The 19842-nt window shown below is 41.8% G+C and carries 16 protein-coding genes, 2 tRNA genes and 1 pseudogene; 6 read left to right on the top strand and 13 right to left on the bottom strand.

Annotated features, from left to right (window positions below; all coding sequences use genetic code 11):
• Nucleotides 1-1021 precede the first annotated feature (1021 nt).
• From B4C48_RS10115 to B4C48_RS10125, 3 genes are read right to left on the bottom strand one after another with little or no spacing between them, the layout of a single operon-like run.
• Nucleotides 1022-1894, bottom strand: a complete 873-nt coding sequence (locus B4C48_RS10115; protein WP_291356101.1) for an MBL fold metallo-hydrolase — start codon at nt 1892-1894, stop codon at nt 1022-1024.
• Between the two features lie 2 nt (nt 1895-1896).
• Nucleotides 1897-2313: a DUF6691 family protein gene (locus B4C48_RS10120; RefSeq protein WP_291356103.1), complete on the bottom strand. Its 417-nt coding sequence runs from the start codon at nt 2311-2313 to the stop codon at nt 1897-1899.
• A gap of 1 nt (nt 2314) precedes the next feature.
• A complete protein-coding gene (locus B4C48_RS10125; protein ID WP_151837105.1) occupies nt 2315-2731 on the bottom strand; it encodes a YeeE/YedE family protein in 417 nt (138 codons plus the stop codon).
• 120 nt (nt 2732-2851) lie between these two features.
• Here B4C48_RS10125 and B4C48_RS10130 point away from each other — a divergent pair, with 120 nt between their 5' ends.
• Nucleotides 2852-3172: an ArsR/SmtB family transcription factor gene (locus B4C48_RS10130; RefSeq protein WP_004893722.1), complete on the top strand. Its 321-nt coding sequence runs from the start codon at nt 2852-2854 to the stop codon at nt 3170-3172.
• Here B4C48_RS10130 and B4C48_RS10135 read toward each other — a convergent pair.
• The 9 genes and pseudogenes from B4C48_RS10135 to B4C48_RS10175 all read right to left on the bottom strand — a co-directional run bounded on the left by B4C48_RS10135 (nt 3169) and on the right by B4C48_RS10175 (nt 13999).
• A complete protein-coding gene (locus B4C48_RS10135; RefSeq protein ID WP_291356108.1) occupies nt 3169-3531 on the bottom strand; it encodes a YidH family protein in 363 nt (120 codons plus the stop codon). The two genes, B4C48_RS10130 and B4C48_RS10135, sit on opposite strands and share 4 nt — an antisense overlap.
• 108 nt (nt 3532-3639) lie before the next feature.
• A pseudogene (gene dsbG, locus B4C48_RS10140) lies at nt 3640-4083 on the bottom strand (thiol:disulfide interchange protein DsbG); the annotation flags it as partial.
• Nucleotides 4084-4479: 396 nt separating this feature from the next.
• Nucleotides 4480-4569: transfer RNA gene (locus B4C48_RS10145), tRNA-Ser, on the bottom strand.
• Between the two features lie 97 nt (nt 4570-4666).
• Nucleotides 4667-6700, bottom strand: coding sequence for an NADPH-dependent 2,4-dienoyl-CoA reductase (locus B4C48_RS10150; protein ID WP_291356110.1), 2034 nt, complete (start codon nt 6698-6700; stop codon nt 4667-4669).
• A gap of 170 nt (nt 6701-6870) precedes the next feature.
• A complete protein-coding gene (dld, locus tag B4C48_RS10155; RefSeq protein WP_291356112.1) occupies nt 6871-8568 on the bottom strand; it encodes a D-lactate dehydrogenase in 1698 nt (565 codons plus the stop codon).
• Nucleotides 8569-9046: 478 nt separating this feature from the next.
• On the bottom strand, nt 9047-10201 hold the full coding sequence (gene lldD / locus B4C48_RS10160) for an FMN-dependent L-lactate dehydrogenase LldD (protein WP_291356113.1): 1155 nt from the start codon (nt 10199-10201) through the stop codon (nt 9047-9049).
• Nucleotides 10202-10203: 2 nt separating this feature from the next.
• Nucleotides 10204-10947 carry a transcriptional regulator LldR gene (lldR, locus tag B4C48_RS10165; RefSeq protein ID WP_291356115.1) on the bottom strand — a complete coding sequence of 248 codons (744 nt, stop codon included), beginning with the start codon at nt 10945-10947 and terminating at the stop codon, nt 10204-10206.
• 20 nt (nt 10948-10967) lie between these two features.
• Nucleotides 10968-12650: an L-lactate permease gene (gene lldP, locus B4C48_RS10170; RefSeq protein ID WP_291356117.1), complete on the bottom strand. Its 1683-nt coding sequence runs from the start codon at nt 12648-12650 to the stop codon at nt 10968-10970.
• A 431-nt stretch (nt 12651-13081) separates the two neighbouring features.
• Entirely contained in the window at nt 13082-13999 is a 918-nt protein-coding gene (locus tag B4C48_RS10175) for a DMT family transporter (RefSeq protein WP_291356119.1), read from the bottom strand.
• A gap of 181 nt (nt 14000-14180) precedes the next feature.
• On the opposite strand from B4C48_RS10175, the gene B4C48_RS10180 reads away from it, so the two are divergent.
• Both B4C48_RS10180 and argG read left to right on the top strand, forming a co-directional pair.
• Nucleotides 14181-15053 (top strand): LysR family transcriptional regulator, encoded by an 873-nt coding sequence (locus tag B4C48_RS10180; protein WP_291356121.1) that lies wholly within the window; start codon nt 14181-14183, stop codon nt 15051-15053.
• Between the two features lie 186 nt (nt 15054-15239).
• Nucleotides 15240-16583: an argininosuccinate synthase gene (argG, locus tag B4C48_RS10185; protein WP_291356123.1), complete on the top strand. Its 1344-nt coding sequence runs from the start codon at nt 15240-15242 to the stop codon at nt 16581-16583.
• 54 nt (nt 16584-16637) lie between these two features.
• Here argG and B4C48_RS10190 read toward each other — a convergent pair whose 3' ends face one another.
• Nucleotides 16638-17915 (bottom strand): GGDEF domain-containing protein, encoded by a 1278-nt coding sequence (locus B4C48_RS10190; RefSeq protein ID WP_291356125.1) that lies wholly within the window; start codon nt 17913-17915, stop codon nt 16638-16640.
• A gap of 151 nt (nt 17916-18066) precedes the next feature.
• Here B4C48_RS10190 and pyrC point away from each other — a divergent pair, with 151 nt between their 5' ends.
• From pyrC to B4C48_RS10205, 3 genes are all read left to right on the top strand, one after another.
• Nucleotides 18067-19101, top strand: coding sequence for a dihydroorotase (gene pyrC, locus B4C48_RS10195; protein ID WP_291356127.1), 1035 nt, complete (start codon nt 18067-18069; stop codon nt 19099-19101).
• Nucleotides 19086-19745: a ribonuclease T gene (gene rnt / locus B4C48_RS10200; RefSeq protein WP_291356129.1), complete on the top strand. Its 660-nt coding sequence runs from the start codon at nt 19086-19088 to the stop codon at nt 19743-19745. The genes pyrC and rnt overlap by 16 nt, the downstream gene beginning before the upstream one ends.
• A 20-nt stretch (nt 19746-19765) precedes the next feature.
• Nucleotides 19766-19841 (top strand) — tRNA-Glu (locus B4C48_RS10205).
• Nucleotide 19842: the final 1 nt, after the last annotated feature.

The raw sequence follows: 19842 nt of genomic DNA on the forward strand, positions 1-19842 counted from the left end.
TAGGCACAATTAACAGATATAGATGAGCCAAGGTACTGGTGAAAATCATTAGCCATCTTGAAATCACTTCATTATTAGTGCTCAACTCATTTATGGGTAATGTTTCGGCCAAAAGCCCATTACACCATGTATATATACAAACATAAGCAGTCAAAAGAATTGTAAAGAATATTTTAAAATCCAATACTCCCCATATATTTTGAAGAACAAAACCGACTAGAGTAACTATCACTATAGTAATTACTATCATTTTTTTTATATTTACGCAGTAAGAAAAGATAGAATTCTTTCATGTTAAAATTTAATAATTTTAGTATTTATAAGATAATTGAATATTTTTAAAAGCTTCATTAAATGCCATTTTCTGTTCATTCAAAAGTAAAAAAACCAAATATTTATGAATAAAGTCATTTCACTAAAATATAGGCGAAATTATCATATAAAGAAACAACAAAGAACTCATAACAATTACCCACCATCTTCTTATAACTTCTCCATTATCACTACTCTCATTTATCGGAAAAACGTAACTAAAAGTGCCATTCGACCATGAATACATACAAAAAAATAAGACATCGCTATTGCTAAAATAGAATTAAAATTCAATACATTCATTAGATATTGAATATATATACCTATTAAAGTGAAAAAAGCGTACACCATAATGATCTATATTTTATATTTATGAAATATGAGAAGGTATAACTCTTTCATCTTAGTCCCTTATTAAATGAGCATCGATATAGAAGATAAATATTTTTATTTAAATGATTATTAATATACTTACATAAATAATTGAACCAGATAAGAAACAACCTGATATTCAAGGCGTATGTATATTTATGCGTTTATTGTCTGCCACCATATCTTTTAGTGAGTCAAATTAATTTGACAAGAGCAAACCTAAGCGATAAATAGAAGTTGCATGGGGATCGCCCCTGAGAAGCCCTGTTGCCTACCAAAAATCTATCTGCAGAATAGGTTTTATAGCTACAGGGCTTACAAAAGAAACAGCTCAACATTATTTAAAATAATTCAATGGCAATTTCAAATAAGACACACCATTGGCTTCAGGCTCAGGAAACTGCCCTGCTTTCATATTGATCTGAATCGCCGGTAGAATCAGCTTAGGCATACCCAGTCCTGAATCCCGTTGGTTTCGCATCTGAGCAAATTCAGCTTTACTGATTCCCTGATGAATATGGATGTTCTGGGTTTTTTGTGTCTGTATATCAGACTCACACACATACGATTCACGTGTTTCAGGCAAATAGTCATGGCATAGAAAGACCCGGGTATCTTCTGGCAACTGAAACAGGCTTTGTACCGAATCATAAAGCTGTTCTGCACTGCCTCGCGGAAAGTCACAACGTGCTGTACCATAATCTGGCATAAACAGAGTATCACCCACAAAAACCGCATCACCAATCACATAACTCAGACAAGCAGGCGTATGTCCCGGTGTGGGAATGTTATAAGCCTTCAATGTTCCGATTTGGAAGGACTCATGATCTTCAAATAAATAATCAAAGAGCTGCTGAGCATTCCATTGTTTAATATCCAGATGATAAATCGCACCAAAGGTTTCCTGTACCACGGAAATTTTCTGGCTCATGGCAATCTTGCCACCTAATTCAGCTTTGAGATATTGCGCAGCAGTTAGATGATCAGCATGCACATGGGTTTCCAGAATCCACTCAACCGTTAAACCCTGCTCTTTAATATAGGCAATAATTTTATCGGCATGAATAGTTGATGTACTGGCTGATGCCGGATCATAATCCAGAACGCTATCAATAATGGCGCAGGCTTTGGTCGCAGGATCACGTACAACATAACTGAAGGTATTGGTATCTTCGTGAAAAAAATCTTTTACTATAGGTAAGTTTGACATCGTTAAGCTTCTGACCATTTACGGTGAATCCATACACCCACCAGCATTGCTACAACAAAATAGAGCACTTGATAGTGACCCAAACCGATCAAGGTGAAACTTGGTGCCGGACAGATGCCCGCAATGCCCCAACCTGCACCAAATAAAACCGCACCCGTGATCAGCTTCTTATCTATCTGATTATTTTTAGGCAAATCAATAGGCTCATTAAATACTGTTTTCGGTTGAGCCGCACGTACCGCTTTCTGGAAAGGAATAAAGGCCACCGCAATCGCGCCCATCATGACAAAGGCCAGACTGGCATCCCAATCACCAAACAGATCCAGAAAGTCGAGTACTTTTTCAGGATTGGACATGCCCGATACCATCAGCCCCACAGAGAACAGCGCACCAAATAAAAAGGCAAACACATTTTTCATTTTAGAATGCTCCTGTGATATGACGGATAATATAAACGGCGACAAAACCTGCAAACATAAAAGTCATGGTCGCGATGATAGAACGTTTAGACAGGCGACTGATGCCACAAATTCCATGACCACTGGTACAGCCCGAACCCAGACGTGTCCCAAAGCCCACCAGCAGACCTGCCACAATCATCATCAATGGGCTGGCATTCAATTCGATTTCAGGTTGCACAAACAGACCATAAATAAACGGTGTGAGGATCAAGCCTGATAAAAACCAGATTGCAGGTGTTTTAAACATGGTTTTTGAGTTTAAGACTTGCCCAATCAAACCACTGATTCCTGCAATACGGCCATTGACGTACAGATAGCCGACCACGGAAAGCCCGAGCATTAAGCCGCCAATAAATGCGATGAGGAAGTCATGCATGATGAATTAATCCCTATACAATATACTTTTTTATATTATATAATAAAAAATATTAATCAAGCAGTTTTATGGTAAATTATGTAAACTGCACGGGCTACATCAAAAGTTGTGAGGACATTTATGGATATGATTGCTGAAAATGCCAAAATTGATTTTTCTCAAGTCGATTTCGTCAGCCAATGCCTAAAAGTTTTAGCCAATCCTGATCGTCTGAAAATCTTATGTGTCCTGGTCGACAGGGAAATGAATGTTCAGGAAATTGAAGAATCTACCGATATTCATCAACCTACACTTTCACAACAGCTGACAGTACTGCGAAAGGCCAACATGGTCGGCACCCGACGTGAGGGTAAACAGATTTTTTATCGTCTGAGTGACCCCAAGGTCTTGAGCCTGATGCAAAAGCTGTACGAGCTGTATTGCGCCCAACCCGCTTCTTAGTGCAGCCAAAAAGAAATGATCAGAAGCAGTCCGCTAAAAGCAGTAAAAAGGTTTAGCCATACGGGATGCTGGGTGTAATAACCTTCAATAAATTCCGGAGGTCGCAGTGATGCCAATCCCCGCCGATATTGTAGGATTGAGGCGAAATTTACCAACATACCAAATACAATCACCGCAATTCCCAGCCATTGTGAATAAGCTATTTTCTGCGCATAAGCATCTGGGTCGACCAGTTGTACTAATAGGTTGGATTTTTCAATCACAAAACCAAAAGCAATTAATGCCAAACCACTCCGGTTCCATGCCAGAGCGGTTCGTTCCAAAGCAAGCAGTACCCGTGGATCATCCAAATTTGACATATCTTATCTGCTCTTCATGCTTAGCCTATCCACCAATGTAAATCTGCCCCCCTATCATGTATAGAGGTTTTAAGTAAAAATTACTTTTTCTATCATGTAGTTAAAATCTTATTGTTCAAAAATTTCCTTGACGTCCATTGCCAAGCCTTGAGTATATTTAAATTCACCCTGATTATTTTTCCAGGCCATCGATGGTGTGGAGAAAAAGCCGTATTTCCCCATCAGGGCCTGGTTGGCATCAATTTTTGCAGCAATTTCGGCAGGAATCTTTTCCATTTTCTTGAGCTGCTTTTTGCCTTTATTCTTGTTTATATCGTTAAAAACTGCCGCTGGATTTTTCGACATTAACAATGTTACCACCTGGCCACGGCTTTCTTCACGGATCACACCGACCTGAATATGACGCAGCTGTACCTTGCCTGATTCGACCCAAGGCCGGGCCGCCTGCCAGAATTTATAGCAATATGGGCAATTCGGATTGGAAAAGACATAGACCACACGTGGTGCATCTGGCTTGCCATCCTGGATCCAGGTCGATTTTTCCAGGGTTTTCGAGTAAATTTATTAATTTTTTCCTAAAGCTGAAATTTTATTTTCTGTGATCCACGCTTGTGCTTGCTCCCATGAGCATCAATACACAGGTACAGACTCCTTCCAGCTGAAAGCTTTATTATTTTATCCAGTTGATGATTTACTTTTTTGACTGCCAAAGCATTCAATTCATTGATCCTAAGCTTTGCCATAATAACCCTGTAGAAAAATACAGTAAGCTTTAACTTAAGGCACTTTTTACTACATCATTGTCAATTCGTATCAATTGTTCACGTGTACCGCCTATTTGAATTCCTGCCTTAATCAATTCAATGATTGAGATTCAGGATTCAGGATTCAGGATTCAAAATATACAGACAATAAAAAACCCCAATCTTTCGATTGGGGTTTTGAATTTGGCGGAAGCGGTGAGATTCGAACTCACGGAGGACTCGCACCCTCGTCGGTTTTCAAGACCGGTGCATTAAACCGCTCTGCCACGCTTCCATGTGCGCCATAATACGGATCTTTTTAAAAACTGACAAGTAAAAATTACAACTAAACTATTCAAATGAATATTGTTTCACCAAATTAACTTAAAAAATTATAATTTGGCTGCTAATTCAGCACCTTCACGGATTGCACGTTTTGCATCAAGCTCTGCTGCCAGTTTGGCACCCCCAATAATATGGTAATTTGCCAAGGTAAATTCATCCGGCGATGGCATGATGTCTTTGACTGACTCCTGTCCTGCGCACACTACCACAGTATCTACACGTAACAGTTGATCGTGGCCATTGGTTTCAATCCATAAGCCTTCATTGGTCACAGACTTGTATTGCACGCCACGTAGCATCTTCACTGCATGTTTTTTCAATTGTGCACGATGCACCCAACCTGTGGTTTTGCCTAATCCCATACCCAACGGCGTGGTTTTACGTTGCAAGAGATAAATTTCACGTACTGGATGATCCACTTCAGCCGCCTGCATGCCACCTTCAGACACATAATTTGGATTTGGGTCAATTCCCCACTCACGCTGCCAGTCTGCCAAGGGTTGCGGCTGTGGCTGATGTTCAGGTTTTAATAAAAACTCGGACACATCAAAACCAATACCACCGGCGCCAATTACAGCAACTCGATTGCCCACAGCTGCACCACGTAATACTTCTGCATAAGACAACACTTGCGGTGCCTGACTGCCTTCAATGGTTAAGGCACGCGGAACAACGCCAGTTGCAACCACGACCTCATCAAAACCTTCACGTTCCAGTTGTTCACGGTTGACTCTGGTATTTAAACGCAGTTCCACTCCGGTTCTTTCAATCTGAACTTTAAAATAGCGGATGGTTTCGTGAAATTCTTCTTTACCTGGTACCACTTTGGCCAAATTGAATTGGCCACCCACTTCATGACTTGCTTCAAATAAAGTGACTTTATGACCACGACTTGCAGCTACTGTCGCAGCCGACATGCCTGCCACACCTCCACCAATAACGGCAATCTTCTTCGGTGCTTTGGTTTTTACATAGACCAGTTCTGTTTCATAAGCCGCGCGCGGATTGACCAGACAGGTTGCACGCTTATTTTTAAAGGTATGGTCCAAGCACGCCTGATTACAGGCAATACAGGTATTAATTTCATCTACCCGATTGGTTGCAGTCTTGCTAACCCAGAAGGCATCCGCCAATAATGGTCGTGCCATTTGCACCATATCCGCTTTTCCAGCAGCCAAAATGGCTTCGGCAGTTTCAGGCATGTTAATACGGTTGGAAGCAATCACAGGAATAGCGACATGCTTTTTCACTTCAGCCGTGTAATCGGCAAAAGCTGCACGTGGCACTGAAGTCACAATGGTCGGAATACGGGCTTCATGCCAGCCAATCCCGGTATTGAGCAAGGTAACTCCTGCTTCTTCCAATGCTTTTGCAACAGTAATAACTTCCTGCATGGTATTGCCGTCATGCACCAGATCCAGCAGCGACAAACGGAAACAGATAATAAAGTTTTCACCAATTTTTTCACGGATGGCTTTGACAATATCTACTGCGAAACGCATGCGGTTTTCAATGTCACCACCCCAACGGTCGGTACGCTGATTGACATGGCGACTTAAAAACTGATTCAGCAAATAGCCTTCCGAACCCATAATTTCCACACCATCATAACCGGCTTTTTTCGCAATGCTGGCGGTATGTGCATAATCCTCAATGGTATCGAGAATTTGCTTTTCACTCATTTGACGCGGTTTAAACGGTGAAATGGGTGACTTGATTGGGCTGGCAGAAACCACAAAAGGCTGATAACCATAACGCCCGGAATGCAAAATCTGCATCAAGATTTTTGCGCCATGCTTATGTACCGCATGTGTGACCAAACGATGCGGTGCTACATCGGCTAAATTATTCATGGTACCGCCCGCAGGAAGCAACCAGCCCTGACGGTTCGGCGAAATTCCGCCGGTAATAATCAGACCAACACCGCCTTTGGCACGCTCGCCAAAATATGCGGCCAATTTAGGATAATTATAAAAACGGTCTTCCAGACCTGTATGCATGGACCCCATCACGACACGGTTTTTAATGGTCGTAAAGCCCAAATGTAGCGGTTTTAATATATTTGCATAGCTAGTTGTCATGATGGATCCTTAATATATTGGCTTTGCAACTTGTTGCATATTACTTTACCTATTTTTAATCTTTTGTTTATGACTTCTTTTAAACATTGTCTGACGAAACAGTCAATTCATCATAAAAAAAGTGCTGTTCTAAAACAGCACCTTAAAAAGTGTCTTACGCATCTTAATGATTAAGACCAACGTTTTAATTTAGATGTATGACCAATCCCGACATTAAAACTATTGGTCGGATCGAGCTTTTGATAATGATGTTTAAGCGCAGGTTTAGCGACATATAAATGTCCGACATTATGCTCTGCGGGATATTCAGCCCCGCGTTCATCTAACAAATGCCACATTTGATGTTCTATTGCTAAAGGATCGACACCTTTTTTCACAATATAATCTTGATGGAACACATGACATAAAAAGTGGCCATAATAAAGTTTATGGATAATCAGCTCATCCATTTCCTTAGGCAACGTTTCGACCCATTCACGGTCATTACGGCGTAAGGCAATATCCAGCGCCACAATATCTTCCACTTCTGAACGATGGGTGTCGCGATAGCGAATAGCCGCTCCCGCTACGGCAAAACGATGCAAAAAGGCTTTACGTCCTTCTTCTTCGCTACAGTGGAAATAATGTCCAGTGCTGTGAGAAGAAAAATAGTGCTGTAAAAATTGCTGCACCTGTTCAACATCCTGATTTTCGATACGCAGCACCAGATGATGCTCATACAGATCACGAAATTCATTCATGCGTTTGGGTAAATGCGAGGGTAAAAATTTGCTCAGCATTTGCAGGACTTTATCTGACAGCCCTTTCATGCCGACTTTTTCCAGATAACCATCGACCTTATCTTTCATGGCAAAAGCTGCCGGCACTTTAGCCGTCCCGAATTTCTCGATAAACATGAAGGTATCTTTACCGTATTCCGCACCAATGTCGTAAGCCACCCGGTGAATATATTCACCGGCAATCGGTAAACGCGCTAAACCCGTGAGTAGAAAACGGCGGATTGCGGTTAAATCTTGCTGAGTATTGGTGCCGACATAAAAAACCTGACTGGGTATTTTTTCAAAGGTATCCAAACGTACCGCAAAAACACAGACTTTTCCTGCCGAACCGGATGCTTCATATAAACGTGATGGATCGGCATTAAAACGCGCAGGCGTGTTCTCATCGACCTGTGTCACATCATGCGCATAACGATGGTCTGACGCACAGCAATGTTGATCATTTTCAATATCAGCCAATTGGTATTGCTGATTTTCCAAGTTAAATAAAATTTCTTCTGGGGTTGAACCTAGCTTAATTCCTAGATGATTAATCAGTTCCAGTTGTCCGGATTCATCTACACGTGCATAGAGGGCAAGTTCAGTATAGGCAGGACCACGGCGAACCAGTGCACCGCCCGAGTTATTGCAGACTCCTCCTAAAACTGATGCGCCAATGCAGGAAGAACCAATCACGGAATGCGGTTCACGATTAAACGGTGCCAGCTGCTTTTCTAATTTATCTAATGTTGCACCCGGTAAGCAAACCACTTGTTTAGCATCATTAATCACTTGAATGCCAACCAAGCGTCGTGTGTTGATCAGAATCACAGGGCGGTCATAATCATCGCCAAAAGGGGTTGAACCGCCAGTCAAACCGGTATTGGCAGCCTGCATAATCACAATACAGTCTGCATCCACCGCAGCCTGCAAGACTTGCCACTGTTCCAGCAATGAACCCGGCACGACCACGGCCAGCACTTGACCGGAACCGTAACGACGACCTTGTCGGTATAATCGTGTGTCATTGTCATCGGTTAATACATGTTGCTTACCGACAATATTAATGAGTTTTTGAATGGTGTGCGGTTTAGCTGATTGCGTTTTCATACGAACCTTATTTATAAAATTTAAGCTTTAGGGCAAGCACATTTTTGTATAAATACACTAAATATTTAGGATATATCACTGCGGAGTCTTACCATTTAAACGTTAAATACAAGGAGCTCGTCCGTTACTTTGGTTACGCCCAAAGTAACCAAAGGCATTGTAATCTGCAAAACTCGCCAAATACCCTCTTTTAGCACTTGCTTCGCAGAAACGTTCCCTATCCTAAGAAGTCCTGCCTCGAACAGTTGCAGATGACATTTCCGTGTATCAACTTTATCTTTCAGTTTTAATATATGTAATGAAAGTTCCCTCTCCTTTTTAAAGGAGAGGGCTAGGGAGAGGATTATTAAATTTCAAATCTCTCTCCTAATCTTTGTCCTGAGTCCCTTGTGACTCTATAGAAAAAACTTCTTAATTTTGATAAATAATTTGAAGGTTTTTTCAAATCAAAACTGATCAATAAAAGAAATCAAGCAACTTATTCAGCCAATTCTCTATCTAACTTCACCAAACAATCCGAAGTAATATCTGCAATGGTTTTTGCCCCGGTCAGCGTCATCGCTACACGCATTTCTTTGTCGATTAAATCCAGCAAATTAGATACTCCCGCACCACCAGCAGCCCCCAAGGCATAGACAAAAGCACGACCCAACATACAGGTATCGGCACCCAAGGCCAGCATACGCACCACGTCCAGACCATTACGGATACCCGAATCGGCCAGAATTTTGATATCGCCTTTGACTGCATCTGCAATCGGTGGAAGCGCACGCGCGGAAGATAAAACCCCATCTAACTGACGACCACCGTGATTCGACACCACAATCCCATCGGCACCGAAACGTACCGCATCCTTGGCATCTTCAGGATCCAAAATGCCCTTAATCACCATTGGACCATCCCAATATTCACGAATCCATTCCAGATCTTTCCAGGAAATCGAGGGGTCAAAGTTATTGCCCAGCCAGCCGATATAATCTTCAAGACCTGTAGGCTTACCCAGATATTTTGAAATATTACCCAAGTCATGTGGACGGCCATGTAAACCGACGTTCCATGCCCAATGTGGATGCAAACAAGACTGCATATAACGGCGCATAGCTGCATTTGGACCACTCATGCCTGAGTGCGCATCACGGTAGCGTGCACCCGGTACCGGCATATCTACGGTAAATACAAGGGTTGAACAACCTGCAGCTTTGGCACGTTCCAGAGCATTTTTCATAAAGCCACGGTCACGTAATACATACAGCTGGAACCACATCGGACGTTGAATGGCAGGCGCGACTTCTTCAATCGGGCAGACTGAAACAGTTGATAGTGTAAAAGGAATGCCCTTTTGATCTGCTGCCACTGCCGCCTGAACTTCCCCGCGACGTGCATACATCCCGGTCAGTCCGACTGGCGACAAAGCCACCGGCATCGACAAGGTTTCATCAAATAGTTTGGTTTCCAGGCTAAGTTGCGACATGTCATTTAAAACACGTTGTCTGAGTGCAATTTTGGATAAGTCTTCTACATTACGTTTTAGCGTATATTCCGCATATGCCCCGCCATCAATGTAATGGAATAAAAAGGGCGGCAAACGACGTCTGGCCGCTTCGCGGTAATCATTGGCAGAAGAAATAATCATGCTTAAATCCTGTTTAATCGACTCGCACGCTGACGACGGGCATCTTCCTCATCAATCGAGCGGACTTGTTGTACTACAAACTCAATATGTCCACACACTGCTTGTCTGGCAGCTTCTGGATCTTTACGTTCAATTGCATCTATGACCTGTTGATGTTGTAGATGCAATTGATCAAAACGGTGGGTTTCGGAATAGACTTTACGGCGGCCCAACACCACGTTGAACTGCAACAAATCAAACAGCCCACGCATCATTTGAATCAGCACCAAATTGTGTGATGCTTCAGCAATTGCCAGATGAAATTTGGCATCGGCTTTGGCTGCCTGCTCATCATCACCAATGGCCTGAAAATGAGAAATTTGATCGTAGCACTGGCGAATATTTTGCAGGTCTTCAGGCGTGGCCCGTTCTGCGGCATACCATGCGGTGCCCCCTTCCAAAATAATTCGCGCTTCCTGTACATCAAAACGATATTCAGGGTCCTGATCAATCAAATGACTTAAAGGCTGCACAATTTGATGCTGCGACCAGTTGGTAGGCAATTGTTGCAAAAAAGTGCCCGCACCCACTTTACTTAACAACATGCCCATGCTGGTCAGTTGTTGAATGGCTTCACGCAAAGAAGAACGCGACACACCTAATTGTTCACATAACTTACGTTCTGCAGGCAAACGGTCTCCGACTTGCATATTGTTTTGTTCAATCAAGATGCGCAGGTTTTGTACCACTTTGTCAGAGACTTTCATTTGCTGTCCTCAATTGCGTGTTATGGAATCATCCATGGGAACACATAAGCTTGTAAGGTAATAATAATACCCATCATTACCGTAAAGACGATACTGTGTTTAACCGTAAAACGGAACAGATCAGATTCTTTACCTACAAGCCCTACTGCCGCGCAGGCAATCGCAATGGATTGTGGTGAAATCATTTTTCCGGTTACGCCACCACTGGTATTGGCAGCCACCAGCAATACTTCTGGCACACCAATCTGCTGGGCAGTGGTGGCCTGAAGTGCCGAGAACAATGCATTCGCTGAAGTGTCCGAACCGGTCAGGAACACGCCAATCCAGCCCAAGAATGGCGAGAAGAAGGTAAATGCCTGACCTGTATGTGCCAGCGCTAAAGCTAGGGTGGCCGACATGCCTGAATAATTGGCAATAAAGGCAAATGCCAAGACCATGCCAATGGAATAAATAGGGACTTTCAGTTCATTGATGGTTTCACCAAAGGTCACTACGGCTGTTTTTGGCTTCATCTTCAGGAAAATGATGGTGATGATGGCAGCAATGAAAATGGCTGTGCCTGTAGCAGAAATCCAGTCAAATTTATAAATGGCATCGTAATCCTTAATTTCAGGAACGACTGGCGGTAATTTTTGTACCAGCTGATGCAAATACGGCACCTTGATAGAAATCACCAGATCATAGAGTGCCCCATCTTTGGCAAATAAATCCTTGAAAGGTTTGATACTCCAGATCGTTACCATCAGCGTTAAAATGGCAAATGGTGACCAGGCTTTGGCAATTTGACCCAGGGAATATTTTTGCTGTTTTTGAATCGCCAGTGCTTGAGCAGCTGATTCATTAGCATTTAGATCTTGCTCTGTAAAACGGAAGATGTGTTTCGGTTTCCAGAATTTAAGCAAAATCGTTAAGCTCACCAATGACGCGATGGCTGCAGTAATATCCGGAAGTTCTGGACCGACAAAGTTGGAAGTTAAATATTGGGCAAGCGCAAAAGATCCACCGCCTACAATTACCGCTGGCCAAGTTTCCTTGATACCGCGCCAGCCATCCATAATCGCCATAATCCAGAATAGTACAACTGGCACCATGAAAGGTAACTGACGACCCACCATCTGACTGATTTCCATGGTATCCACGCCAGACACCTGCCCGGCTACAATAATCGGAATTCCCATAGCACCAAATGCTACAGGTGCAGTATTCACAATTAAGCATAAACCTGCTGCATACAAGGGCTTAAAGCCCAGCCCCACCAGTAATGCCGCAGTAATGGCGACCGGTGCACCAAAACCCGCTGCACCTTCAAGAAAGGTTCCAAAAGCAAAACCCACCAGCAGCATCTGTAAACGCTGATCTTCGGTAATTGACAGAATGGACGAACGAATAATATCGAACTGTCCTGTTTTAACCGAAATTTTATACAGGAATACAGCCCCGATGATGATCCAGGCAATTGGCCACAAACCGTAAAAAAAGCCATAAATCATCGATGCAAAAGCCATCATGACCGGCATCTGATAAGAAAATAATGAAACCAGAAGCGCAAGAATAACGGTAATGGTTCCCGCTACGCTGCCTTTCATACGGAATACCGCAAGCGCTAAAAAGAAGAAAATAATCGGGATCAGGGCGATCAGACTGGAAAGCCAGATATTGCCCATAGGATCGTAAATCTGTTGCCATTGTTGAAGCATTGTCATCTCCTTGAAATGCTCACTGGTCTGCTAGAAATGGTTTGAATTGCCTTATATCAACCACTATTGGTCTGACCAATATTAGATTAATTTAAAATAATAATTCATGTTCTGGTAATTATGGTAGTTTTTGTTTAATTAAAGATCAATATTGGTCTGTTAAATAATTATTGGTATGACCAATATTGCAAATAATTTTGAGTAAAAGATCAACTTTTTACAATCACCCAACTGCGTCCTATCTCAATAAATTACTTGTTTTTATTTATATTTTTTCTTGTGCCTATAAAGGCAAAACTTAGTCTTACAACTTTAGTCGCATGTCAGCATTGCAACGTGGAATTTCAGTCATATAGCTCACAAATACAGCAAAATAAAAAAGCCATATAAGGCTAATTTCCTCATATGGCTTCACTTTTATGTAAGCTATGTAAGCACTAACTTCTTTCTTTACAGATGATATTGAGGTTGTGCTTTTCAGACTTTATTTTGACAGAACTCAAAATAATACCCAGACAAATGAACACAGCCCCTAGAATAATATTAAAGGTCATGGGTTCATTCCAAAATACATAGCCAAAAAACAAACTTAAGATAGGGATAATCATAATCGAGATAGATGCAACCACAGCATCGACCTGACTCACAATCCAATTCCACAGCGCAAATGCAAATCCTGTTCCGATCATTGCGATATAAATGAGTAAGCCTCCATGACTTGGATTGAGCCAAACATTGAAATGAACGGGTTCAAAACACAATGCGCCAAGCAACAAAATGATTCCCCCTAACAACATTTGCCAAATCGTCAGTTGCATCTTGTCATGAGTCGCAAAATATTTCTTGCTGTACACTGTCGTGGTTGCCCAAAAGAAACCTGAGACAATCAAAAATACTTGACCAATCAAGGAAAGATTAAAATGAATATCATGGAACTGTGGCCATAGAATAGAAATCAATCCGCAAGTTCCAAGAATCAATCCTAAGATTTTTTGTGCCGTTAAACGTTCATTTAAAAAATAATGCGCCAATACGCCAATAAAGATGGGCATGGTAAACACCAGTATTGCAGAAAGACCCGAATCTACGAATTGCATGGCAAAGGTTTGTGTCGCATAAAAGCCTAAACAAATCAGAAGGCTTGAAATAAAGAGCTTTTTCCACTGTCCCCGCTCAGGTAAAACAGACCGCCTTAAAAGTAATTGAACCCCCATTAAGGTCAATGCCGCTAAAATTAAACGAACAGAAATAAATAAAAATGGAGGAAAAATTTGCAGACTATGTTTGACCAATCCCCATAATGATCCCCAAATCAAACACAGCAACCCAATTGCGCTTATCACTTTAATATTCATTTTTGCTGCTCAGCCCATTTCATTCAAAATTATTTTAATGAAAATAACCCATCATGAATAATGCTATGATTTAATGTATCCATCATTTTTTTTAATACCAATATTAAACATCTGTCGAGATGACTGCATTGCTTGATTGTGCATCATGATCATAAGGTACTTTAGGCGGGGAAAATATGCCATGAATATAGATATTAATGACATCAGGTGCTTTGTGACCGTTGCGGAATTGAAAAGTATGACTGCTGCGGCGCATAAGCTGAATTATTTGCAATCCAATATGACGGCTAAAATCAAAAAAATTGAAAACCATTATGACCGCCAGCTTTTTATTCGTCAGCCCAAAGGTGTTGAATTGACTGAGTCGGGCTTACATCTTTATAGCCAATACAAAAAAATGCTGTTCACTTGGGAAGAAACCGAAAATAAAATTCATCAGCAAAAGAAATTCCTACGTTTTGGCACCAATACCAGCTTAGGCGGCATGCGCTTTTATCCTGCTTTTCAACACCTGTATGAAACCTATCCTGACCTGTCCATCACCATGAAAACGGGTGCAACAGGTTTCATTGAAGATGAAATCTTACACGGGCATTTAGACATTGCTTATGCCTTGGGCAAGCCGCAACATAAAAACCTGCAATACATTCATAAAGCAGACGATCATTTGGTCTTGATCGGAAAAAACCTCATTAATTCCAGTGATTTTAGGGAAGGAATTCATCAACAAAATATTTTGCTTGCTTCATCAGAATGTTGCTATGCCAAAACACTCGATCAACTCTTTATCGATCATCAATTGCATAAGGGCGAATTAACCTATATTCATGATCTGGAAGCACTGATTCAATTTACCCAATTGGGTATGGGCATCTCCATGATCGCCAAGTCACTTATTTCTAAATATAATATTCAATACTATATGGAAATTCCTGAGCAATACCGCAATATTGGTCTGTATTTAATTGCGCGTTATGACCATGTTTTCACCCCGATCGAAAATCAATTTATTGGTTTAAATGATGCACGCAATTCTCCAATTACTCTATCCTGATTGGTTGCAGCTTAACTTTATTTTATTGGGTTTAATTTGACTGCTTATCTATTTTTAATTCAAAAAAACCAAATTCCCGCATTTTGAAGGAAAAAAATTCTTATTAAAAGTGATACAATCAAAGGATATATCTTCTCCTAGGTCACCACTTGGGTGCCTATTATTCAAAAATCGTTAGGATTAACAATGTCTGATAATGCAACTATCTTACAGAATGTACCTGTAGGCAAAAAAGTTGGTATTGCCTTTTCTGGTGGTCTAGATACTTCAGCAGCCCTGTTGTGGATGAAACAAAAAGGCGCAGAACCTTATGCATATACTGCAAACCTGGGTCAGCCTGATGAAGACGATTACAATGCGATTCCAAAGAAAGCTGAAGCATATGGCGCAGTAAAAGCACGTTTAATCGACTGCCGTCTACAACTTGCATTAGAAGGTATTGCTGCGATTCAATGTGGCGCGTTCCACATCTCAACTGGCGGTGTTCCATACTTCAACACAACACCACTTGGCCGTGCAGTCACAGGTACAATGCTTGTAACTGCAATGAAAGAAGATGACGTCAACATCTGGGGTGACGGTTCAACTTATAAAGGTAACGACATTGAGCGTTTCTACCGTTATGGTTTGCTCACTAACCCGGCGCTTAAAATCTACAAACCTTGGTTAGACCAAACCTTTATTGATGAGCTTGGTGGTCGTGCGGAAATGTCACAGTTCCTGATCGACAATGGCTTTGACTACAAAATGTCAAAAGAGAAAGCTTACTCAACTGACTCGAATATGTTGGGTGCAACTCACGAAGCGAAAGATCTTGAATTCCTCAATGCCGGTATCAAAATCGTTGATCCAATCATGGGTGTTGCGTTCTGGAAAGACGACGTAGAAGTGAAAGCTGAAGAAGTGTCTATCACTTTTGAAGAAGGTTTCCCTGTTGCAATCAACGGCAAGCGTATTGAAGATCCAGTTGAATTCATTCTTGAAGCAAACCGTATCGGTGGCCGTCATGGTCTAGGTATGTCGGATCAAATCGAAAACCGTATTATCGAAGCAAAATCTCGTGGTATCTACGAAGCTCCGGGTATGGCGCTGCTTCACATCGCTTACGAACGTCTAGTTACCGGTATTCATAACGAAGACACCATCGAACAATACCGCATTAATGGTTTACGTTTAGGTCGTCTACTTTACCAAGGTCGCTGGTTCGATTCTCAAGCGTTGATGCTTCGTGAAACTGCACAGCGCTGGGTCGCTAAAGCGGTTACAGGCACTGTGACTTTAGAACTTCGTCGTGGTAATGACTACACCATCATGAACACTGAATCTCCTAACCTCACTTATGAAGCTGAGCGTTTAACCATGGAGAAAGGTGATTCTATGTTTAGTCCGGCTGACCGTATTGGTCAATTGACTATGCGTAACCTTGATATCACGGATACACGTGCCAAGTTGGGCATATATACCAATACCGGCCTACTTGCAGTGGGTACAGGTTCTGCAGTGCCTCAACTCAAAGACAAAAACAAATAAGTTTGTTTAAAGTCAAAAAACCGCTCGAATGAGCGGTTTTTTTATCAGGTCTGTTTATGATTTGATTAAATCATTTTCAGGAATATTAGAGCGTATAGATTGATAATAAATCTGGTTGCGGCCTAAATGCTTGGCACGATATAGAGCCTGATCAGCAATCTCCAATAATGCTTCTTTACTCAGCTCGTCTTCTCCGTGATAAACGGTAATTCCCAAACTGATGGTAATAAAATCGGAGATGGAAGATTTTTCGTGAGGAATTTCCAAACGCTCAATGGCCTTGAATATATTGGATGCTACAGCATAGGCGCCATGAGCATCTGTTTCCGGCAGTAATACCACAAACTCTTCCCCGCCATAGCGTGCAACAAAATCCATATGCCGAATCGCATTTTTAATAGATTTGGCGATAGAAGAGATCACATCATCGCCCTTCTGGTGCCCATAAAAATCGTTATAGTTTTTAAAAAAATCAATATCAATAAACAAGATTGCCAGAGCACTTCGTTCCTGACGGGTCTGCTCATAAAATACTTCCATCATTTCATCGAAAGTACGGCGGTTTGAAATTTTGGTCAGGTCATCATGCTGGCTCAAATGCAATAATTCCGAATTATGAATCCGGTGCATTTTTTCACTGATTCTGGCACGCATCGAATATAAATAAATCATCCGTTCACGCGCAAAAATCATATGACTAATCACATACCCAAACACACAACTGCCGAAAAGAATACGGCCCAGCACCACAGCATCAAAATCGACCTTAAGCAGAAAAAACAGAACCACTGTTACGGAGGCGGCTAAAAAACCGGTCATCAGCATCTGGAATGGCTTTACTCCCGTGATAAGCGAACCAATGATGTAAATCATGCAAAGGATGGCCATACCTTGTTGTCGTAAAGCAATAGTTTCTACTGTCAGGGTTAACCAGGACATGGAAATCATGGCCCAAAACATCAGTGCCATAGAGGCCGGAGCAAAATAGGGACGTAGTTTAGGAAAATGAGAAAAAGCGAATAACGCCAATAGGCATAGCGCACCATTGGCCAAGGCTAAGCTACAGTTCAGGAAATCATGATTTAGATACTGTTTGTCGATCACCCAGTAATCGCTGGGTAATATAACCAGAATAAAAATAAAGTAAGATAAAACGCCGCCCCACAAGTATTTTTGTACATGCTTACGGGCACGCTCCAGGTTTTTCGACCAAAATTCCTGTTCCATCTTTTTGGGAAAAACCTGCCCTACACGCTGAGTTTGCCGTGTAATGAGCTCTTCTATCTTTTCTTTGTCATACTGTAATTTAGCTAGATTATACTTGGATTCCATTGCCCAGCATTACTTACTTCTTTTAGTTTTTAAAAATAACATATTTTTCTCATTTATAATTGTGTCTATCTAACCATTTGTCTGTAATTGTTGTTACCATTTTCACACTTTATGCATTATCATTTGTTTTATTTCTTCGATTGAAATGGCCTTGAATACTCTTACTCTTCTCCAGCCAGACGATTGGCATGCTCACTTACGTGATGGTTTATCTTTAAAACGTACAGTTCCAGATCTTGCCAAGCAGTTTGCTCGTGCCATCTGTATGCCAAATACTGTCCCTCCGATTAAAACAGTTGAGGAAGCACTGGCCTATCGTGAACGTATTATGGCGCATGTTCCGGAGGGTATTGCATTTGATCCGCGTATGGTGCTTTATTTTACCGACCATACCCAAGCGAGCGAAGTAAAAAAAATAAAAGAGTCTGAACATGTCAATGCCATCAAGCTTTATCCTGCTGGGGCAACCACAAATTCAGATAATGGCGTCAGTGACATTCGCAAAGTTTATGGCGTGATTGAGCAACTCGAAGAACATCAGGTACCATTGTTGTTGCATGGTGAAGTGACACACAACCATGTTGACATTTTCGATCGTGAAAAACGCTTTTTAGATGAAGTTCTTTCACCCTTACTAAAACAGTTTCCCAAGCTTAAACTGGTGCTAGAACATATCACGACCAGTGAAGCTGCACATTTTGTGCTTGAGCAAGATCGCAATGTAGCGGCTACAATCACTCCACAGCATTTACTGTTTAACCGTAACGATATGCTGGTGGGCGGAATTAAACCGCATTTCTATTGTTTGCCGATTTTAAAACGTCAAAGCCATCAGCAAACCTTGCTTGAAGTTGCGACCAGTTCCAATCCCAAGTTTTTCCTGGGAACAGACAGTGCCCCACATTCAAAAAATGCCAAAGAAAATGCCTGTGGCTGTGCCGGTTGCTATAGTGCGCCTACCGCCATTGAATTATATGCTCAAGCTTTTGATCAGGTGGGCCGTCTTGATCGCCTGGAAGGTTTTGCCAGCCACTTCGGTGCTGACTTCTATGGCTTGCCGCGCAATACCAATACCATTACCCTGGTCAAAGAAGAGCAAGTGATCCCTGAAAGTTTAGACTACTTGGATGGTGAACAGATTATCCCTCTATATGCGGGTAAAACTATCCAATGGAGAAAAGTGTGACAGATGAAACTCAACCAGTAATTGGTCAGCGTTTCCGTGGATTTTTACCTGTTGTTGTCGATGTCGAGACAGCAGGTTTTAATTCCCAGACTGATGCCTTACTGGAAATTGCCGCAATTCCGATTGTTTATAATGCCGAAGGTCAGTTTGTGCCAGGTGAAGCCTATCATGCACATATCAATCCTTTTGCAGGGGCAAATTTAGACCGTCGTTCCTTAGAATTTATTGGTATAGATCCTTCAAATCCTATGCGTATGGCCATGGCTGAAGATGAAAAAAGTGCCTTAAAACGTATTTTTAAATCGGTCAACGAAGTGCGCCGCCAGCAAAACTGTACCCATGCGGTTTTGGTCGGCCATAATGCGCATTTTGATTTGGGCTTTGTCCAGGCTGCGATTGCACGTACCGGAACGAAAAATCAAAACCCGTTTCACAGTTTTTCTGTGTTTGACACAGTGACTTTAAGTGCAGTGATGTTTGGTCAAACCGTACTGGCAAAATCATGTATTCAGGCTGGAATTGACTTCGATGGTAAGGAAGCACACTCTGCTTTATACGATACTCAAAAGACTGCCGAACTGTTTTGCTATATTTTGAACAAACTCGCGCCACATCTACTTGACACCTTGGTGGCGGATCAATAAGATACCGCCATCTTCTAAACGACCCTATCGTCTAGAGGCCTAGGACATCGCCCTTTCACGGCGGTAACCGGGGTTCGAATCCCCGTAGGGTCGCCAT

The organism is Acinetobacter sp. UBA3106 (assembly GCA_002365595.1).
Lineage (GTDB): Bacteria > Pseudomonadota > Gammaproteobacteria > Pseudomonadales > Moraxellaceae > Acinetobacter.

Bases quoted from the DNA above. Each gene is read 5' to 3' on its own strand.
- B4C48_RS10115 (WP_291356101.1), bottom strand. From the start codon at position 1,894: ATGTCAAACTTACCTATAGTAAAAGATTTTTTTCACGAAGATACCAAT.
- B4C48_RS10120 (WP_291356103.1), bottom strand. From the start codon at position 2,313: ATGAAAAATGTGTTTGCCTTTTTATTTGGTGCGCTGTTCTCTGTGGGG.
- B4C48_RS10125 (WP_151837105.1), bottom strand. From the start codon at position 2,731: ATGCATGACTTCCTCATCGCATTTATTGGCGGCTTAATGCTCGGGCTT.
- B4C48_RS10130 (WP_004893722.1), top strand. From the start codon at position 2,852: ATGGATATGATTGCTGAAAATGCCAAAATTGATTTTTCTCAAGTCGAT.
- B4C48_RS10135 (WP_291356108.1), bottom strand. From the start codon at position 3,531: ATGTCAAATTTGGATGATCCACGGGTACTGCTTGCTTTGGAACGAACC.
- B4C48_RS10150 (WP_291356110.1), bottom strand. From the start codon at position 6,700: ATGACAACTAGCTATGCAAATATATTAAAACCGCTACATTTGGGCTTT.
- dld (WP_291356112.1), bottom strand. From the start codon at position 8,568: ATGAAAACGCAATCAGCTAAACCGCACACCATTCAAAAACTCATTAAT.
- lldD (WP_291356113.1), bottom strand. From the start codon at position 10,201: ATGATTATTTCTTCTGCCAATGATTACCGCGAAGCGGCCAGACGTCGT.
- lldR (WP_291356115.1), bottom strand. From the start codon at position 10,947: ATGAAAGTCTCTGACAAAGTGGTACAAAACCTGCGCATCTTGATTGAA.
- lldP (WP_291356117.1), bottom strand. From the start codon at position 12,650: ATGACAATGCTTCAACAATGGCAACAGATTTACGATCCTATGGGCAAT.
- B4C48_RS10175 (WP_291356119.1), bottom strand. From the start codon at position 13,999: ATGAATATTAAAGTGATAAGCGCAATTGGGTTGCTGTGTTTGATTTGG.
- B4C48_RS10180 (WP_291356121.1), top strand. From the start codon at position 14,181: ATGAATATAGATATTAATGACATCAGGTGCTTTGTGACCGTTGCGGAA.
- argG (WP_291356123.1), top strand. From the start codon at position 15,240: ATGTCTGATAATGCAACTATCTTACAGAATGTACCTGTAGGCAAAAAA.
- B4C48_RS10190 (WP_291356125.1), bottom strand. From the start codon at position 17,915: ATGGAATCCAAGTATAATCTAGCTAAATTACAGTATGACAAAGAAAAG.
- rnt (WP_291356129.1), top strand. From the start codon at position 19,086: ATGGAGAAAAGTGTGACAGATGAAACTCAACCAGTAATTGGTCAGCGT.